The 16,242-nt window shown below is 70.3% G+C and carries 15 protein-coding genes, 1 tRNA gene and 2 pseudogenes; 7 read left to right on the top strand and 11 right to left on the bottom strand.

Features of this window, described 5'->3' with window-relative positions; genetic code table 11:
* The first annotated feature begins 78 nt into the window (after positions 1 to 78).
* From ACTWP8_RS37550 to ACTWP8_RS37535, 4 genes are read left to right on the top strand one after another with little or no spacing between them, the layout of a single operon-like run.
* Positions 79 to 1,008, top strand: coding sequence for a branched-chain amino acid ABC transporter permease (locus ACTWP8_RS37550; RefSeq protein ID WP_443326535.1), 930 nt, complete (start codon positions 79 to 81; stop codon positions 1,006 to 1,008).
* A 5-nt stretch (positions 1,009 to 1,013) separates the two neighbouring features.
* Positions 1,014 to 2,819: a branched-chain amino acid ABC transporter permease gene (locus ACTWP8_RS37545; RefSeq protein ID WP_443326534.1), complete on the top strand. Its 1,806-nt coding sequence runs from the start codon at positions 1,014 to 1,016 to the stop codon at positions 2,817 to 2,819.
* A gap of 5 nt (positions 2,820 to 2,824) precedes the next feature.
* A complete protein-coding gene (locus ACTWP8_RS37540; protein WP_443326537.1) occupies positions 2,825 to 3,733 on the top strand; it encodes an ABC transporter ATP-binding protein in 909 nt (302 codons plus the stop codon).
* Complete coding sequence (locus ACTWP8_RS37535) at positions 3,730 to 4,446, top strand: ABC transporter ATP-binding protein (RefSeq protein ID WP_443326533.1); 717 nt, start codon at positions 3,730 to 3,732, stop codon at positions 4,444 to 4,446. Before ACTWP8_RS37540 ends, ACTWP8_RS37535 begins: the two co-directional genes overlap by 4 nt.
* Positions 4,447 to 4,554: 108 nt before the next feature.
* Here the strand turns inward: ACTWP8_RS37535 and ACTWP8_RS37530 are convergent, their stop codons facing one another.
* A complete protein-coding gene (locus tag ACTWP8_RS37530) occupies positions 4,555 to 5,202 on the bottom strand; it encodes an ANTAR domain-containing response regulator (protein WP_443326532.1) in 648 nt (215 codons plus the stop codon).
* 96 nt (positions 5,203 to 5,298) lie between these two features.
* Here ACTWP8_RS37530 and ACTWP8_RS37525 point away from each other — a divergent pair.
* Both ACTWP8_RS37525 and ACTWP8_RS37520 read left to right on the top strand, forming a co-directional pair.
* A tRNA-Leu gene (locus ACTWP8_RS37525) sits at positions 5,299 to 5,373 on the top strand.
* Between the two features lie 111 nt (positions 5,374 to 5,484).
* A complete protein-coding gene (locus ACTWP8_RS37520; protein ID WP_443326531.1) occupies positions 5,485 to 6,267 on the top strand; it encodes a helix-turn-helix domain-containing protein in 783 nt (260 codons plus the stop codon).
* 28 nt (positions 6,268 to 6,295) lie between these two features.
* Here ACTWP8_RS37520 and pyk read toward each other — a convergent pair whose 3' ends face one another.
* Positions 6,296 to 7,729: a pyruvate kinase gene (gene pyk, locus ACTWP8_RS37515; protein ID WP_443326530.1), complete on the bottom strand. Its 1,434-nt coding sequence runs from the start codon at positions 7,727 to 7,729 to the stop codon at positions 6,296 to 6,298.
* A 220-nt stretch (positions 7,730 to 7,949) separates the two neighbouring features.
* Between pyk and ACTWP8_RS37510 the strand changes: the two are divergent.
* Positions 7,950 to 8,210: pseudogene (locus tag ACTWP8_RS37510) on the top strand (ABC transporter substrate-binding protein); the annotation flags it as partial.
* 37 nt (positions 8,211 to 8,247) lie between these two features.
* On the opposite strand, the gene ACTWP8_RS37505 reads toward ACTWP8_RS37510, so the two are convergent.
* The 9 genes and pseudogenes from ACTWP8_RS37505 to ACTWP8_RS37465 all read right to left on the bottom strand — a co-directional run bounded on the left by ACTWP8_RS37505 (position 8,248) and on the right by ACTWP8_RS37465 (position 16,066).
* Positions 8,248 to 9,609, bottom strand: coding sequence for a pyridoxal phosphate-dependent decarboxylase family protein (locus ACTWP8_RS37505; protein WP_443326529.1), 1,362 nt, complete (start codon positions 9,607 to 9,609; stop codon positions 8,248 to 8,250).
* 14 nt (positions 9,610 to 9,623) lie between these two features.
* A complete protein-coding gene (locus tag ACTWP8_RS37500) occupies positions 9,624 to 9,809 on the bottom strand; it encodes a hypothetical protein (RefSeq protein ID WP_443326528.1) in 186 nt (61 codons plus the stop codon).
* A 53-nt stretch (positions 9,810 to 9,862) separates the two neighbouring features.
* A pseudogene (locus ACTWP8_RS37495) lies at positions 9,863 to 10,051 on the bottom strand (aspartate aminotransferase family protein); the annotation flags it as partial.
* 103 nt (positions 10,052 to 10,154) lie between these two features.
* Positions 10,155 to 10,526 carry a hypothetical protein gene (locus tag ACTWP8_RS37490; RefSeq protein ID WP_443326536.1) on the bottom strand — a complete coding sequence of 124 codons (372 nt, stop codon included), beginning with the start codon at positions 10,524 to 10,526 and terminating at the stop codon, positions 10,155 to 10,157.
* A 362-nt stretch (positions 10,527 to 10,888) separates the two neighbouring features.
* Entirely contained in the window at positions 10,889 to 11,551 is a 663-nt protein-coding gene (locus tag ACTWP8_RS37485) for a GNAT family N-acetyltransferase (RefSeq protein WP_443326527.1), read from the bottom strand.
* Positions 11,552 to 11,735: 184 nt separating this feature from the next.
* On the bottom strand, positions 11,736 to 12,308 hold the full coding sequence (locus ACTWP8_RS37480) for a dihydrofolate reductase family protein (RefSeq protein WP_443326526.1): 573 nt from the start codon (positions 12,306 to 12,308) through the stop codon (positions 11,736 to 11,738).
* A gap of 49 nt (positions 12,309 to 12,357) precedes the next feature.
* On the bottom strand, positions 12,358 to 13,062 hold the full coding sequence (locus ACTWP8_RS37475) for an SIMPL domain-containing protein (protein WP_443326525.1): 705 nt from the start codon (positions 13,060 to 13,062) through the stop codon (positions 12,358 to 12,360).
* Between the two features lie 68 nt (positions 13,063 to 13,130).
* Positions 13,131 to 14,630: a lysine N(6)-hydroxylase/L-ornithine N(5)-oxygenase family protein gene (locus ACTWP8_RS37470; RefSeq protein WP_443326524.1), complete on the bottom strand. Its 1,500-nt coding sequence runs from the start codon at positions 14,628 to 14,630 to the stop codon at positions 13,131 to 13,133.
* A complete protein-coding gene (locus ACTWP8_RS37465) occupies positions 14,627 to 16,066 on the bottom strand; it encodes a pyridoxal phosphate-dependent decarboxylase family protein (RefSeq protein WP_443326523.1) in 1,440 nt (479 codons plus the stop codon). Before ACTWP8_RS37465 ends, ACTWP8_RS37470 begins: the two co-directional genes overlap by 4 nt.
* Positions 16,067 to 16,242: the final 176 nt, after the last annotated feature.

Here is a 16,242-nt window from a genome sequence, read left to right as displayed (position 1 = left end):
ACGGAACACTACGGCCTTGCGGGGGCACCACAACGCCCCCGCGCAGCCATATCTGACACCTGACTCGGAGGCCCCGCGGTGAACGATCTGCCGCAGCAACTCGCCAACGGCCTGCTCCTTGGCGGCTTGTACGGACTGATAGCCATCGGCTACACGATGGTCTACGGCATCGTCCAGCTCATCAACTTCGCCCACGGCGAGATCTTCATGATCGGCGGTTTCGGCGCACTCAGCGTGTGGCTCTGGCTGCCGGGCGGCACCAGCACGCTGGTCGCCCTGCCACTGATGCTCCTCTTCGCCATCCTCTGCTCCGTACTCGTCGCCATCGGCGCCGAACGCTTCGCCTACCGGCCGCTGCGCGGCGGCCCCCGGCTCGCCCCGCTGATCACCGCGATCGGCCTCTCCATCGCCCTGCAGCAGGCGGTCTGGGCCTTCTACCCCGAGGCCACCAAGTCCCGCCCCTTCCCCGAGCTCGAAGGCCCCCGCATCGACTTCGGGGCGTTCTCCATCGAGCGCGGCGAGCTGTACCTGCTGATCGCGGCCCCGGTCTGCATGGCCGCACTCGCCTTCTTCGTGTCCAAGACCCGCACCGGCCGCGCCATGCAGGCCACCTCGCAGGACCCGGACACCGCGAAGCTGATGGGCATCAACACCAACCGCATCATCGTCACCGCCTTCGCCATCGGCGGCGCCTTCGCCGCCGTCGCCGCCATCGCCCACGGGCTGAAGTACGGCGAGGTCAACTTCCGGATGGGCTTCATCGCCGGACTCAAGGCGTTCACCGCGGCCGTCCTCGGCGGCATCGGCAACATCTACGGCGCCATGCTCGGCGGCGTCGTCCTCGGACTCGCCGAGGCCCTCTCCACCGCCTACATCGAGAAGATCCCCGGCATGGAGCTGTTCGGCGGCGGCAGCTGGAAGGACGTCTGGGCCTTCGTACTGCTCATTCTCGTACTGCTCCTGCGGCCCCAGGGCCTGCTCGGCGAGCGCGTCGCGGATCGGGCGTGATACCCATGACCACCACCCGCACCCCTGCCACCGCCGAGGCAACCGGAACCCTGGTGCCCGGCGCGCTGCCGCTGCCACCCGCGGCCGCCCGGCTCACCGTCGCCGTCGGCGCGATCCTCACCTTCGCCTCGACCTTCCTCGCCTGGACCTGGACCAGCGAGTTCCCCGGCGACCTCACCATCAACGGCTACCCCGGCGGGCTGCAGCTGCTCACCCTCACCGGAGCGCTGCTCACCCTCGCCTTCCACCTCGCCGGATACGGCGTACGCGGACTGCGCTGGCTCACCCCCGCCGGGAAGAACAGCACCGTCCTGCTGCTCGCCCTCGGCACCCTCGGCATCACCTGGTACACCCTGCTCGCCATCGCCAACCACCTCGGCGGGTTCATCAACCTGGAACCCGGCGGCGCCATCGCCGGAGTCGCCTCGCTGATCACCGCCCTCGGCGCGCTCGGCCTCGCCGCCGACGTCCCCGCCGGAGCGGACGGCGACGCACCGCCCAAGGGTGTCTGGCAGCGGTTCCGGCACGCCTTCAAGGCACCTGCCGCGCCGAGCGCCAAGGAGCTGCCCGGCTGGCTGGAGATCCTGATCATCGCCGCGGCCGCCGGCGTCGGACTCTTCGTCTTCACCTACGGCATCGACACGGACTACGGAGAGCTCTTCGTCGGCTTCCTGATCCTGGCGGGCTTCGGCGGCGCCGCCGTCGCCCGGGCCGGACTCACCGAACGGCTCTCCTCGCTCACCAGGAAGCACCGCAACGTCACGGTCACCGCCGCGTTCGTCGCCGCGATCGCCTTCCCCTTCACACAGTCCAGCGACGCGAACGCGACGATCGGCACCAACATCCTGATCTTCGCCACCGTCGCGCTCGGACTGAACGTCGTCGTCGGCCTCGCCGGACTGCTCGACCTCGGTTACGTCGCCTTCCTCGGCGTCGGCGCCTACGCGGCCGCGCTGGTCTCCGGCTCGCCGTCCTCACCCTTCGGCGTGCAGGTGCCCTTCTGGGCGGCCGTGATCATCGGCGCGGGGGCCTCGCTGCTCTTCGGTGTCGTCATCGGCGCCCCGACGCTCCGGCTGCACGGCGACTACCTCGCCATCGTGACCCTCGGCTTCGGTGAGATCTTCCGCATCACCATGCAGAACATGGACGGCACCTCCGGGCCCGACGTCACCAACGGCTCCAACGGCATCCCCAACATCCCCGACCTGGAGCTCTTCGGCTTCAACCTGGGCGAGGAGCACACCGTCCTCGGATTCGAACTCGGCAGGTTCTCCAACTACTTCCTGCTGATGCTGCTCTTCACCATCGTCATCGTCTCCGTCTTCCGGCGGGCCGACCAGTCCCGCATCGGCCGCGCCTGGGTCGCCGTCCGCGAGGACGAGACCGCCGCCCGCGCCATGGGCATCAACGCCTTCCGGGTGAAGCTCATCGCCTTCGCCCTCGGCGCCACCCTGGCCGGACTCGCCGGCACCGTACAGGCGCATGTGACCTTCACGGTCACCCCGTCCCAGTACAAGTTCGTGGAATTCGTCCCGCCGAACTCCGCCTTCCTCCTGGCCGCGGTCATCCTCGGCGGCATGGGCACGGTCAGCGGCCCGCTCATCGGCGCCGCCCTGCTCTACCTGATCCCCGCCAAGCTGCAGTTCATCGGCGACTACCAGCTCCTCCTCTTCGGCGTCGCGCTCATCCTGCTGATGCGCTTCCGCCCCGAGGGCCTCGTCGCCGACCGGAGGAAGCAGCTCGAATTCCACGAGACCGGCCAACTCGACGTGCCCAAGGGCGACGTCACCCTCAGCAAGGCGGAGGCGTGACCGACATGACCACCGACACCATCACCGCAAAGGCAGCCGAGCCCGCAAAGGTCACCCCCGTGCTCCAGGCCACCGGCGTCACCATGCGCTTCGGCGGACTCACGGCCGTGAAGAACGTCGACCTCACCGTCAACTCCGGAGAGATCGTCGGCCTCATCGGGCCCAACGGCGCAGGCAAGACGACCTTCTTCAACTGCCTCACCGGGCTCTACATACCCACCGAGGGCACCGTCTCCTACAAAGGCAAAGTCCTCCCCCACCGATCCCACCTCGTCACCCAGGCCGGCATCGCCCGCACCTTCCAGAACATCCGGCTCTTCGCCAACATGACCGTGCTGGAAAACGTGCTCGTCGGCCGCCACACCCGCACCGACGAGGGACTCTTCTCCGCCCTCCTGCGCGGGCCGCGCTTCCGCCGCGCCGAGCGCGAGTCCGAGGCCCGCGCCATGGAGCTGCTGGAGTTCACGGGACTCGCCGCCAAGCGCGACCACCTCGCGCGCAACCTGCCGTACGGCGAGCAGCGCAAGCTCGAGATCGCCCGCGCCCTCGCGAGCGACCCCGGCCTGCTGCTGCTCGACGAGCCCACGGCCGGCATGAACCCGCAGGAGACCCGGGCCACCCAGGACCTGGTCTTCGCCATCCGCGACCAGGGCATCGCCGTCCTCGTCATCGAGCACGACATGCGCTTCATCTTCAACCTCTGCGACCGGGTCGCCGTACTCGTCCAGGGCGAGAAGCTCGTCGAAGGCACGTCGGAGGTCGTCCAAGGCGACGAGCGCGTGATCGCGGCGTACCTCGGCACGCCGTTCGAGGGCGCGCCGGGGGACGAGGAGATCGCGGAGGTCGAGGCGGCGGAAGCACACAGTACGGCCCGCACCGAGGGCTCGGAGGGCACCCAGGGAGAAGAGACATGACCGCACTGCTCGAGGTGGAGGACCTGCGGGTCGCCTACGGAAAGATCGAAGCCGTCAAGGGCATCTCGTTCAGTGTGGAGGCCGGCCAGGTCGTCACCCTCATCGGAACGAACGGCGCCGGCAAGACGACCACACTGCGCACCCTGTCGGGGCTGCTCAAGCCACTTGCCGGAAAGATCTTCTTCGACGGCCAGCCGCTGAACGGCGTCCCGGCCCACAAGATCGTCGCCATGGGCCTCGCCCACTCGCCCGAGGGCCGGCGGATCTTCCCCCGGCTGACGATCGCGGAGAATCTCCAGCTCGGAGCGTTTCTCCGGAAGGACTCCGCGGGCATCAGCGAGGACATCCAGCGGGCATACGACCTCTTCCCGATCCTCGGCGAGCGCCGTAACCAGGCGGCGGGCACGCTCTCCGGCGGCGAGCAGCAGATGCTGGCGATGGGGCGGGCCCTGATGTCCCGGCCCAAGCTGCTGATGCTCGACGAGCCGTCGATGGGGCTCTCGCCGATCATGATGCAGAAGATCATGGCGACGATCTCCGAGCTGAAGTCCCAGGGCACGACCATCCTGCTGGTCGAGCAGAACGCGCAGGCGGCGCTGTCGCTGGCCGACCAGGGCCATGTGATGGAGATCGGCAAGATCGTGCTGTCGGGGACGGGCGAGGACCTGCTCCACGACGAGTCCGTCCGCAAGGCATACCTCGGCGAGGACTGAGCGCCATAGTTAGTTCATAGTTATGCGGAAGGGGCCCGCACCGATCTCGTCCGGTGCGGGCCCCTTTCCGTTTCCGTACGGCGTGGGCGCGGGGCCGTTGCGGGGCTGCTACTGCCCCTGCTGCTTCTTTTCCTCGGCGTCCTCGATGACGGCCTCGGCCACCTGCTGCATGGACAGCCTGCGGTCCATCGACGTCTTCTGAATCCACCGGAACGCGGCGGGCTCGCTCAGCCCGTACTGCGTCTGCAGGATGCTCTTGGCCCGGTCCACCAGCTTGCGCGTCTCCAGCCGCTGCGAGAGGTCGGCGACCTCCTTCTCCAGCGCCTTCAGCTCGGTGAAGCGGGAGACCGCCATCTCGATCGCGGGCACGACATCGCTCTTGCTGAACGGCTTCACGAGATACGCCATGGCCCCGGCGTCCCGGGCCCGCTCCACCAGTTCGCGCTGCGAGAAGGCGGTCAGCATCAGGACGGGCGCGATGCTCTCCAGGGCGATTTTCTCGGCGGCGGAGATGCCGTCGAGGACCGGCATCTTCACATCGAGGATGACGAGATCGGGCCGGTGCTCGCGAGCGAGCTCTACGGCCGTCTGACCGTCCCCGGCCTCACCGACGACGGTGTAGCCCTCCTCCTCGAGCATCTCTTTCAGATCGAGTCGGATGAGGGCCTCGTCCTCGGCGATGACGACACGGGTGGTCTGCGGCGGGACGTGCGACTGCTCGTCGTCAACGGGCTGCTCGGGCTCGGCGGCGCTCACGGGACTCCTCGTTCCAGGGGAGATGGTGCCCCACGAGCCTACCCAGCTCCTGTAGGGTAGGGACACGCAGGGCAGCCACCGCCCTTCCTTTCTAAGGCCCCAGTACTCCAACTGGTTAGAGAGGCGGCTCTCAAACAGCCGACAGTGTGGGTTCGAATCCCACCTGGGGCACTTTTCCTTCGTTTCCAAGCCCGCCAGCGGATTCGCGTTTCTTCACCGGCCGGATTGAACAAACCTTCGAACCGGGCTTGCTCGCCAAAGATCTCAGCCATGCTCGCACGCATGCACGATCTTGAAATCCGCACACGCGCCGTTTCGCTCATCCGCGCAGGGCAGAAGAACGCCGATGTCGCACGGCAGTTGAATGTCCCACCTGGCACAGTCGGTTACTGGTTACACCTCGACCGGGCCAAGAACGGCACGCTCCCAGGCAGGCCCAAGCGCCCTTGCCCACGATGCGACGGTCGTGAACTCGACGAAGCGGCCTACTCCTACTTGCTCGGCCTCTATCTCGGTGACGGGCACATCATTCAGTACTCCGAGCACCGGGTACCAAGCCTGATGATCACCTGCGCCGAATCGTGGCCCGGCCTGATAGACGAATGCGAGAAGGCGATGCGGGCAGTCTTTCCCGACAACTCGGTCTGCCATGCCCGCAAGACAGGCTGCCGCAATGTGAAGGTCTACTCGCAGCATCTGTGGTGCCTGTTCCCACAGCACGGTGAAGGCAGGAAGCATGAGCGGCCGATCGCCCTCGAGACCTGGCAACAACGGATCGTGGATGCCCATCCGTGGGCATTCATCCGCGGGTTGATCCACTCCGACGGGTGCCGGATCACGAACTGGACTGTTCGCATCGTCGGTGGAGAGCGCAAGCGCTACGAATACCCCCGGTACTTCTTCACCAACAAGTCAGAGGACATCTTGCAGCTCTTCGCCGACGCCCTCGACAAGGTCGGTGTCGAGTGGAAAGTCACCCGACGCGGCAAGGACCCGTTCAACATCTCCGTCGCCAAGCGCGCCTCCGTCGCGCTCATGGACTCGCACGTCGGGCCCAAGTACTGACCCCGGCCCGGCGGGGCGCGGCCGACGCCTACTTCTGGTAATCGTCCTCGCCGATGTGGTGGACCCGTACCAGGTTCGTCTTGCCCGGGACTCCCGGTGGGGAGCCGGCCGTAATCACGACGACGTCGCCCGGTTCGCAGCGGCCGATCTTCAGGAGTTGTTCGTCGACTTGCTGGATCATTTCGTCCGTCGAGTCGACGCTCGGGCCGAGGAAGGTCTCCACGCCCCACGTCAGGTTGAGCTGTGAGCGCGTCGCCGCCTCGGGGGTGAAGGCCAGGACGGGGATGGGCGAGCGGTAGCGGGAGAGGCGGCGGACCGTGTCGCCGGACTGGGTGAAGGCGACCAGGAACTTGGCGCCGAGGAAGTCGCCCATCTCGGCCGCCGCGCGGGCCACCGCGCCCGCCTGGGTGCGGGGCTTGTTGCGCTCCGTCAGGGGCGGGAGGCCCTTGGCGAGCATGTCCTCCTCCGCCGCCGCGACGATCCGGCCCATGGTCCTGACCGTCTCGATCGGGTACTTGCCGACGCTGGTCTCGCCGGAGAGCATCACCGCGTCCGTGCCGTCCATGACCGCGTTGGCGACGTCGGAGGCCTCGGCGCGGGTCGGCCGGGAGGCGTCGATCATCGAGTCGAGCATCTGGGTCGCGACGATGACCGGCTTGGCGTTGCGCTTGGCCAGCTTGATGGCGCGCTTCTGGACCATCGGCACCGACTCCAGCGGCATTTCGACGCCGAGGTCGCCGCGGGCGACCATGATGCCGTCGAAGGCGTCGACGATGCTGTCCAGGTTCTCGACGGCCTGCGGCTTCTCGACCTTCGCGAGGACGGGGAGGCGGCGGCCCTCCTCGTCCATGACGCGGTGGACCTCGTCGATGTCGCCGCCGCAGCGGACGAAGGAGAGGGCGATGACGTCTGCTCCGGTGCGCAGGGCCCAGCGGAGGTCCTCGATGTCCTTCTCGGACAGGGCGGGGACGGAGACGGCGACGCCGGGGAGGTTGAGGCCCTTGTGGTCGGAGACCATGCCGCCTTCGATGACCATCGTGTGTACGCGGGGGCCGTCGACCTTGGTGACTTCGAGGGTCACCCGGCCGTCGTCGACGAGAATGCGCTCTCCGCGCGTGACGTCGGCGGCCAGCCCTTTGTAGGTGGTGCCGCAGATCTGCCGGTCGCCTTCCAGCTCTTCGACGGTGATGGTGAACTCATCACCGCGTTCAAGGAGTACGGGTCCTTCGTGGAAGCGGCCGAGGCGAATCTTCGGACCTTGAAGGTCGGCGAGGACGCCGACGCTGCGGCCGGTGTCTTCGGAGGCCTTCCGCACGTGGCGGTAGCGCTCCTCGTGGTCGGCGTAGGTGCCGTGGCTGAGGTTGAAGCGGGCCACGTCCATGCCGGCCTCGACCAGTGCCTTGATCTGGTCGTACGAGTCCGTGGCGGGGCCCAGTGTGCAGACGATCTTTGCTCGGCGCATGGGGCGAGCCTATGCCGTACTGGCGGGTAGAGAATCGGACATGCGTGACGACTCAACGGCCGTTACATGAAGGGATATTGACAAGTGTTGAAAGGAGCACGGACCTGCTCTGATGAGCAGATCGGACCGGAAGTAACCATCGGCGATCCGATCGTGACTAGTCACATCCACTACATTAGGTTAGGTTTACCTAAGTTTTGGGTACCTCCCCGAGGACCGGATCAAGGGCATCAAGGAGGTCGGTCTCATCGGTGAGCCGAACCTCGAGGCCATCCACGAGCTGAAGCCGGACCTCATCCTGAGCAGCAAGGTCCGCGACGAGAAGAGCTACAAGGAGCTGTCGCAGATCGCCCCGACCATCTTCTCGGAGACCACGGGCCCCAACTGGCGTGAGAACTTCGAGCTGCACGCCGACGCCCTCGGCAGGAAGGACGAGGCGAAGAAGGCCGTCGCCGACTACGAGTCGAAGGTCGCGAAGCTGACGAAGGACCTCGGCGGCGCCGCGGAGGCCGGGAAGCTCAAGGCGCGATGCCGTCGACGAGCGGGGCGAGCCGGTCGGAGAGCAGCGCGCCCCCGCCATAGGCGGCGTCCACGTGCAGCCAGGCGCCGTGCTCGGCCGCGAGCGCGGCGCAAGCGCCAAGGGGGTCCACGGCCCCGGTGTCGGTGGTACCCGCCGTCGCGACGACGGCCACGGGGAGTTCGCCGCGGCCGGTGCACTCCCGGAGGGCCTCGGCGAGCGCCTGCGGGTCCATGCGCAGCTCGTGGTCGACGGGGACCGGGACGACCGAGTCCTCACCGAGGCCGAGCAGGGCCGCGGCCCGCTGGACGGAGAAGTGCGCGGCGGCGGAGGCGAAGATACGGGGGCGGGGACCGGTGCCGCCGCCGGGTACGCCGCTCAGCTCGACCTGACGCCCCGTCACGCGCGCGAGATCCCGGTCCCTGGCCAGCATCAGGCCCATGAGGTTGGACTCGGTTCCACCGGAGGTCAGTACACCTGTGGCGGCAGCCGGGTCGTATCCGACGAGCTGGGCCATCTCCTGCAGCAGGAGGGTTTCCAGGGCGGTGGCGGCGGGCGCCTGGTCCCAGGAGTCCTGGGAGGGGTTGAGCGCCGACACGGCGAGGTCGGCGGCGACGGCGACGGCCAGGGGCGGGCAGTGCAGATGCGCGGCGCAGGAGGGATCGGCCGGATCGGCACTGCCGTGGGCGAGCAGGGCGCTGAGCCGACGCAGCCCGGCATCGCCATCCGGCGCGGACACGGACCGTAGGGGGTCACCATCCGGTACGGACACGGACGGTACGGGGCCACCGCCTGGCGCGGACGCGGACCGTAGGGCGTCGCCATCCGGCATGGACACCAATCCCACGGGGTTGCCATCCGCCGCGGACAAGGTCCCCTCCGCCTCGCCGTCCGGCGTGGCGAGGGGCCGGTCGGCAGCGCCGTCCGGCTGCGCGGCCGCCGTCAGGCGGCCCCCTTCCGCGAACTCTCGCGCGACCAGCGCGGCGATCTCCTCCGGCGTTCCGGCGGGAATCGGCCCGCCCCGCCGCTCCGCGCCCTCGGCGAGGGCGTCCAGCACGGCGCGTACCAGAGGCTCGAGCGCCTCCGCTCCCCCGATACCGCCGGACAGCGCGGCGGTGCGGCCGACGCGCCTGCCGGCGCCGGTTCCGGCTCCGCCGCGGTCCGCGCCTCGCAGTGAAGTCCGCGCGGACTCGCCTTGCCCGCCACGGGAGTCGACCACGGCGGCCTCGCCCTGCGTGGCAGTCGGACCGTGCTGCTCCACGAGCGTCCCGGTCGCCGGCGCGGCGGCGTCGGCCCCCAGCACGGCCGACAACTCGCCGGCGTCCCCGCCCCCGTCCAACGTCCACGCCGCGAGGGGGGCCATACCGCTGACGGCGGTTACATGGTCAGCAGCTGGCCATTCACGCCACGTCCGGACACATCGCCGTCCCCAGGTGGGAGTTCACCGAAGTCGTCCTCCGTCACCACGACCGCGGCGGACGCCAGGGCCGCAACCTCGTCGCGCGCGCCCGGCGCATCCGGCGCACCCGGCGCGCCGGCCGAAAAGCGGGTCGGGCCCGTCATGCGGGCCGCCCCAGGGCTTGAGCAGCCTGAGAGGCCGTCACCTCGCCGATGGGGCCGAGGGCGAGAGTGCCCGCGCCGGAGAGGCAGTCGAGGTAGCGGCGGCCGTCGGTGCCCTCGACGACCATGCCCTCGGCGCGGGCGGGGACGATCGGGAAGGAACGGGCGTAGGTGCGGGCGGAGAACTCGCGGGCGCGCTGGCGCTCGAGGATGTCGTCCGCACGGGCAGGGGTCTGCACGGTCATGGGACGGGCTCCGCAAGAAGGAGGGTTGGTGCGGGCCGCCGCCGCGCGAGGGGGTCGGTACGGGCGCCCAGCAGACCGTACGGGCCGGACAGGCCGTACCGGATCAGATCAGGTGGCGTTCGGCGACCGGGTGGCCGAGGAAGCGATGCATGGCGAACTCCCAGCCGTAGGAGCCCGCGTACGGGAAGACGACGAGGTCCCCTGCGCGCACGCGGTCCACGTGCACGTCGCGCAGCAGCGTGTCCTCGGGGGTGCACAGCTCGCCGACGACCGTCACGCGCGCGTGCTCCGCGGTGGGGCGCGGACATGACTCGGCCCAGCGGTCGACGGGAAGGACGGCGATGTTGTGCACGATGTCCCAGGAGGTGGGCAGCTGGAAGTGGTTGATGCCGCCGCGCAGGACGGCGAACCACTCGCCGTACGAGCTCTTCACGTCGGTGACCTCCGCCGCGTACCAGCCGCAGTCGGCGACCAGGAAGCGGCCGGGCTCCAGGACGACCTTGACTCCCCCCGGCGGCTCGGCCTGCGCGGCGAGCTCGCCGAAGCGTGCGACGTCGAAGGGCTTCTCGCCCCTCGAAGTTGACGCCTATGCCGCCGCCGATGTCGACATGTCGCAGGTCCACGCCGTTGTCCCGCGCCGTGCGGACGCTCCACTCCACGCACCAGCGCAGGTACGCGGCCTGGGTGTCGGCGTCGACAGATGGCGGCGGACCGGCTCGGGGCGCGTGTCCACCGGGTAGGCGGATCGCGGGGCTGCGGAGGGCGGGAACTGGACGGACAAGGGTCTGCCTCGGGATGGTTGCGGGGAATGGGAGTTGGGGGGCCGGGCCTCGCGGGTCAGCGGCGCGGCGAATCTGCGGAGCAAGGGCGCGCGATGCTGCGGCGCGCGAGGCTGCGGACGATCATCACGTGGGGCCGCCAGCCGGGGTACGGCTCGATGCGGCCGACCGGCTCGAACCCGTACTTGGCGTACGTGGCGAGCACGACGCCGTTGTCCTCGGCGACGAGTGCCGCGGCGCGCTCCTCGTGGCGTCCGGCGAGGAAGGCTTCGAAGAGCTCGTGCCCGACGCGGGAGCGGCGCCACCGCGGCCGGACCAGCAGCTCGCACACCCCGACCGTGCGGTCCGGGTACTCGCGGGTGAACTCGGGCCCGGGGTCGGGCGTCAGGCCGTCCCACCACAGCGAGTCGGCGGGCAGCGTGTAGCCGTAGACGAACCCGGCCACCTCCTCGCCCTCGAGCGCCGCCACGAGGGCGAAGCCGGGGCGTCCGGCATGGCGCAGCAGGCGGTCCGATATGGGCGGGTCGCTGTGGTCGCTGAGGCCCAACGCCTGTGCGTAGACGCCCTCGTAGACCCGCGCCCAGCGAACGGGGTCCGCGGCGACGGCACCCCCATCGAACCGCCGGACGACCGGCGCGGCCGGTGACGCGGGCGGTGACACGACCGTCGGCGCGACCGTCGGCGCGGGCGGCGGCGCGGACGCGGTCTGCGGATGAGACACGGATTCCCCCAGGGTCACGGGCAGCCTGGCGCCGAGGATCCCTCAGGCGCACCTACTTAGGCGAGCCTAACCTAATGCACCCGTCCGTTCTGTCCAACCCTAGGATGATCCCCCATCCGGTGGCCCACCCTTAAGGGGCAAGTCCGCCCCTCCGCCCCGCCGACCCCTCGCCATTGCGAGGGTGTCAGACCAGGAGTCTCCGGGAGCTGCGGTACCGGAGGTGGACCATCCCGTTGCCGAAGCGGCGTTCGTCCAGCAGCTCCAATGTCACGCGGACATGGTCGGAGAAGAGCTGTTTCCCGCCTCCCACCACGATCGGCGCGACGAACAGGTGGCACTCGTCGATCAAGTCGGCCTTGAATGCCTGAGCGGCAAGCTCCGGACCGCCCACGGTGAGGTCACGTTCCGCTGACGTTTTCATCTCCCGAACCGCCTCAGGGTCGAAGTCCCGCTCGATCCGCGTCCTGGCGGTGGAAACCGTCTCCAGCGTCCTGGAGTACACGATCTTGTCCGCTGCCTGCCAGATCCCCGCGAAGTCCCGCATGAACGGTGGCTGGTCGGCTCGGGTGTCCGCGGTCTCCCAGCCGAGCATCACCTCGTACATCCGGCGTCCGTACAGATAAGTGCCGATCGGCCGCTCGAGGTCGTTGATGAAGGTGTGCACCTCTTCGTCCGGTACAGCCCAGTCGAATGTGCCGTACTCGTCCGCTACATAGCAGTCGAGCGACGCGATTGCCGAGTAGATCAGCTTGGCCACGGTCAGCCTTTCTTCGGTGTCGTCCGCCGCACGGCGGGCACGGCCCCTCTCAGAGCCGGGGCGGTGACATCGTGAAGCGCGCATTGACATGGGCGTGGACCGTCTGGCGCTGCGGCTCCAGGTCCAGCGGCGGGGCCTCCCCGCTCTCCGCTCCTCCCGCGAAGCCCCGCATCATCCCGCCCGGCGCCGCCGGCCTCGCCACCGGTACCGCGCTCTCGGCCCCCTCATCGGCCAGTTCGACCAGCGCCGTCAACTCCGCGCCGAGCGCGCCCGCGTACTCGCGCGCCCGCTGCACCGCCTCCCGTACGGCCTGCCGGCGCGCCTCCCCATGGGCCGGCGAATCCGGGCGGAGCGCCCACCACGGGCCGCCCACGCTGGTGAGTTCGAGGTCGGCAAGCCGGGTCGCGAGCTCACCGAGCGCGGTGAAGTCGGTGAGCGTCGCCGTCACGTGCACCCGCCCGTGGTACGCCCGGATGCGCTCGCCGCGCCCCTTGTTCGTCAGCTGCGGCGTGATGACGAACGCGCCGGTCTCCAGCTTCTCGACCGCCTCGCCGTAGGACTTGACGAGGTCGAGAACGGCGGAGTTGCGCCGGGCCAGGTCCTCGAGCGCGCCCCGCCGGTCCGTGCCACGGGCGTTGACCGTGATGCCGATCCTGGCGATCTCGGGGTCGACCTCCAGCCTGGCCTCGCCGCGGACGGCGACGCGCGGGTGCTCGGGGGTGCCATACGGGGTGGGCTGGGATGATGTCGTCATACGGCCACTCTGCCAGGCCCGGCGGCATCCAGCGGGCGGGCCGCCGGAAGCTCACGCGTGACGGCGCATCACGCGTGACGGAGTTCCACTGTTCTGACGGGCTCCTCCCCCGGCCGCCCCTGCCGCGCGGCCGCCCCACCGGTTGGACCGAAGGTCGTGAACGCGGTGCGGGCGGGCAGCGGGTAGGGCTCCTTGCCCGGCTCCCCCGCTCCCACCAGGGAGTTGAGGATGACGGCGCTGCGCCAGGCCGCAAGACCCAGGTCGGGGGCGCCCACCCCGTGGCTGTGCCGCTCCGCGTTCTGGACGTACACCGCGCCCTTGACCGAATGGTCCATGACGAGCCGGAAGTGCTCGTCGACGCACGGCCGCTGGGAGGTGTCCCGCCGCAGGTACGGGTCCAGGGGGCCCAGGAGGCTGTCGAGGCGGCGCTCGCGGTAGCCCGTCGCGAGCACGACGCCGTCCGTGGTGGCCCGGCTGCGCGTGCCCTGCTGCACATGCTCCAGGTGGAGTTCGACGCGCCCGTTCCCGGACCCGGTTCCGAACCGTCCCGCCGTACGGACCCGGACGCCGGGTGTGAGGACGGCGTCCGGCCAGCCGCCGTCCACCGTGCGCCGGTACAGCTCGTCGTGGATGGCGGCGAGGGTGTCGTGGTCGATGCCCTTGTGGAGCTGCCACTGCACCGGGAGCAGCTCGTCGCGCACCCGCTCGGGCAGGCCGTGGAAGTAGCGGGTGTAGTCGGGCGTGAACTGCTCCAGACCCAGCTTGCTGTGCTCCATGGGCGCGAAAGCGGGCGTGCGGCTCAGCCACGCGAGCCGCTCGCGCCCTGCGGGCCTGGCGCGCAGCAGGTCGAGGAACACCTCGGCGCCGGACTGGCCGGACCCGATGACGGTGAGGTGCCCGGCGGCCAGCAGCCGCTCGCGGTTGGCGAGGTACTCCGAGGAGTGGACGACGGGGACGGTGGGCGCCTCGGCGAGCGGGCGCAGCGGCTCGGGGACGTACGGGGCCGTGCCGACGCCGATGACGAGGTTGCGGGCGTACGTACGGCCCAGGGCCTCGGCCTCGCCCACCGGGTCGACCTGGGTGAAGTCGACCTCGAACAGGTCCCGTTCCGCGTTCCAGCGCACGAGGTCGACCTGGTGCCCGAAGTGCAGCCCCGGCAACTGCTCGCTGACCCAGCGGCAGTACGCGTCGTACTCGGCACGCTGGATGTGGAACCGCTCGGCGAAGTAGAAGGGGAACAGCCGGTCGCGGGCGCGGAGGTAGTTGAGAAAGGACCAGGGGCTGGCCGGGTCGGCGAGGGTCACCAGGTCGGCGAGGAAGGGGACCTGGACGGTGGTGCCCTCGATGAGCAGGCCGGGGTGCCAGTGGAAGGCGGGGCGCTGGTCGTAGAAGGCGGTGCGCAGCCCGGGCCCTCCCTTGTGGCGCAGCCCGTCGGCGAGGGCGGCGAGGGAGAGGTTGAAGGGGCCGATGCCGATGCCGACCAGGTCCAGGGGGTGGTCGGCGGACGAGGTCGGCTCGGCCGGAGCGGGGTGCGCGTCCGGCGGAGTCCGCGGGGCCGGTGGGATCATTTGGCGGCGCTCCCTTCCACGATGCCGAGAAGGACTTCCAGGTCGGCGGGCCGGGTGTGCGGGTTGAGGACCGTGGCCTTGAACCACAGCCTGGTCGTGCCGTCGCGGTGGTCGGTGGCGTGGGCCCGGCCGAGGAGGGCGCGGCCCTCGGCCATGAGGCTGCGGCGGACCGAGGCGACGCGGTCGTCGTCGGCGCCGGACGGCCGGAAGAGGACGGTGCTCAGCGTCGGCCGCTCGTACAGGTCGAAGTCCGGGTGGGCCTCTACGAGGTCGGCGAAGCGCTGGGCGGCGGCGCAGGTGTGCTCGACGAGGGCGGCGAGTCCCGTACGGCCGAGCGCGCGGAGCGTAACGGCGATCTTGAGGACGTCGGCGCGGCGGGTCGTACGCAGTGAGCGGCCGAGGAGGTCGGGGATCCCCGCCCGCGTGTCGTCCTCGGGGTTGAGGGAGTCGGCGCGGTGGCCGAGCGGGGCCAGAGCCGCGGTGTCGGGGACGGCGAGGAGGCCGGCGGCGACCGGCTGCCAGCCCAGCTTGTGCAGGTCGACGGTGACGGAGTCGGCGCGGGCGAGGCCGTCGAGCCGGTTGTGCAGGGTGGTGCTGAACAGGAGCGGGGCGCCGTAGGCCGCGTCGATGTGGAACCGGGCGGAGCGGGCCGCGCAGACGTCGGCGAGCTGCGGAAGCGGGTCGATCTCGCCCGTGTCGGTGGTGCCCGCGGTGGCGATGGCGAGCACCGGGCCGCGCATCCCGCTCAGGGTGTGGTCGAGTTCTGCGGGGCTGAGGACGCCGGCCGGGGTGGGCAGGATGACGGGCTCGGGCAGGCCGAGGAGCCAGGCTGCGCGGCGGATGCTGTGGTGGGCGTTGGCTCCGCAGACGACCTGGACGGGGCCTTCTTCCTTGCTCAGTTCGCGGGCGAGGAGCAGGGCGAGCTGGTTGGACTCGGTGCCGCCGGTGGTCACGAGCGCGTCGGGGGCGCTGCCCGCCGGGAAGACCTCGGTGGCCAGTCCCCGGCCGACCAGGTCTTCGAGCGTGGAGGCGGCCGGGGCCTGGTCCCAGGAGTCCATGGAGGGGTTGAGGGCGCTGGCCGCGAGATCGGCGGCCGTGGCGACGGCGAGCGGCGGGCAGTGCAGATGGGCCGCGCAGAGCGGCTCCGCGGGGTCGGCCGCGCCCTCGGCGAAAGCCTGTACGAGGTCGCGCAGCGCGGCCTCGGAACCGACCCCGGCCTCGGGGATGAGGGGTTCCGCGGCGACCCGTACGCGATGGGTGACCGCCTGCGGGCCGCCTGCCGGCATGGGCCCGCCGCGGGCGGCGGCCCCGGCTTCGAGCGCTTGGAGGACGGTCTCGAGGAGGGGCCGCAACTGCCGCGGGCCGTCCGCGCCTCCGGCGAGCGGGGCGGCGGGGGTGCCGTGGGTGCCGTGGGTGCCGTCTGGCGGCATGGGCATGGCGTGTCCTCCGGGATGGCGTCAGCCGGACAGGCGACCGGCAGCCGCTGGAGTCCGCGGCCACGCCCAGTGTGGGCAGGGATGCCTGAGCACGTCCGGCGAGCACGACCATCCAAACCCGAAAGGGGTACTGACCCCGGCCGGTTGTGGGGGCTCATTCCGCGGGGGGGAAAAAA

It is taken from the genome of Streptomyces sp. 7N604 (genome assembly GCF_052245475.1).
Taxonomy (GTDB): Bacteria; Actinomycetota; Actinomycetes; order Streptomycetales; family Streptomycetaceae; genus Streptomyces.
The sequence above is the reverse complement of the archived record's forward strand: the minus strand, read 5'-3'. Positions and strand labels throughout refer to the sequence as shown.

Excerpts from the sequence above, each read along its gene's own strand:
- ACTWP8_RS37540 (WP_443326537.1), top strand. The coding sequence starts at position 2,825 with ATGACCACCGACACCATCACCGCAAAGGCAGCCGAGCCCGCAAAGGTC.
- ACTWP8_RS37470 (WP_443326524.1), bottom strand. The coding sequence starts at position 14,630 with ATGATCCCACCGGCCCCGCGGACTCCGCCGGACGCGCACCCCGCTCCG.
- ACTWP8_RS37545 (WP_443326534.1), top strand. The coding sequence starts at position 1,014 with ATGACCACCACCCGCACCCCTGCCACCGCCGAGGCAACCGGAACCCTG.
- ACTWP8_RS37505 (WP_443326529.1), bottom strand. The coding sequence starts at position 9,609 with ATGGCCCCCCTCGCGGCGTGGACGTTGGACGGGGGCGGGGACGCCGGC.
- ACTWP8_RS37500 (WP_443326528.1), bottom strand. The coding sequence starts at position 9,809 with ATGACGGGCCCGACCCGCTTTTCGGCCGGCGCGCCGGGTGCGCCGGAT.
- pyk (WP_443326530.1), bottom strand. The coding sequence starts at position 7,729 with ATGCGCCGAGCAAAGATCGTCTGCACACTGGGCCCCGCCACGGACTCG.
- ACTWP8_RS37535 (WP_443326533.1), top strand. The coding sequence starts at position 3,730 with ATGACCGCACTGCTCGAGGTGGAGGACCTGCGGGTCGCCTACGGAAAG.
- ACTWP8_RS37465 (WP_443326523.1), bottom strand. The coding sequence starts at position 16,066 with ATGCCCATGCCGCCAGACGGCACCCACGGCACCCACGGCACCCCCGCC.
- ACTWP8_RS37520 (WP_443326531.1), top strand. The coding sequence starts at position 5,485 with ATGCACGATCTTGAAATCCGCACACGCGCCGTTTCGCTCATCCGCGCA.
- ACTWP8_RS37475 (WP_443326525.1), bottom strand. The coding sequence starts at position 13,062 with ATGACGACATCATCCCAGCCCACCCCGTATGGCACCCCCGAGCACCCG.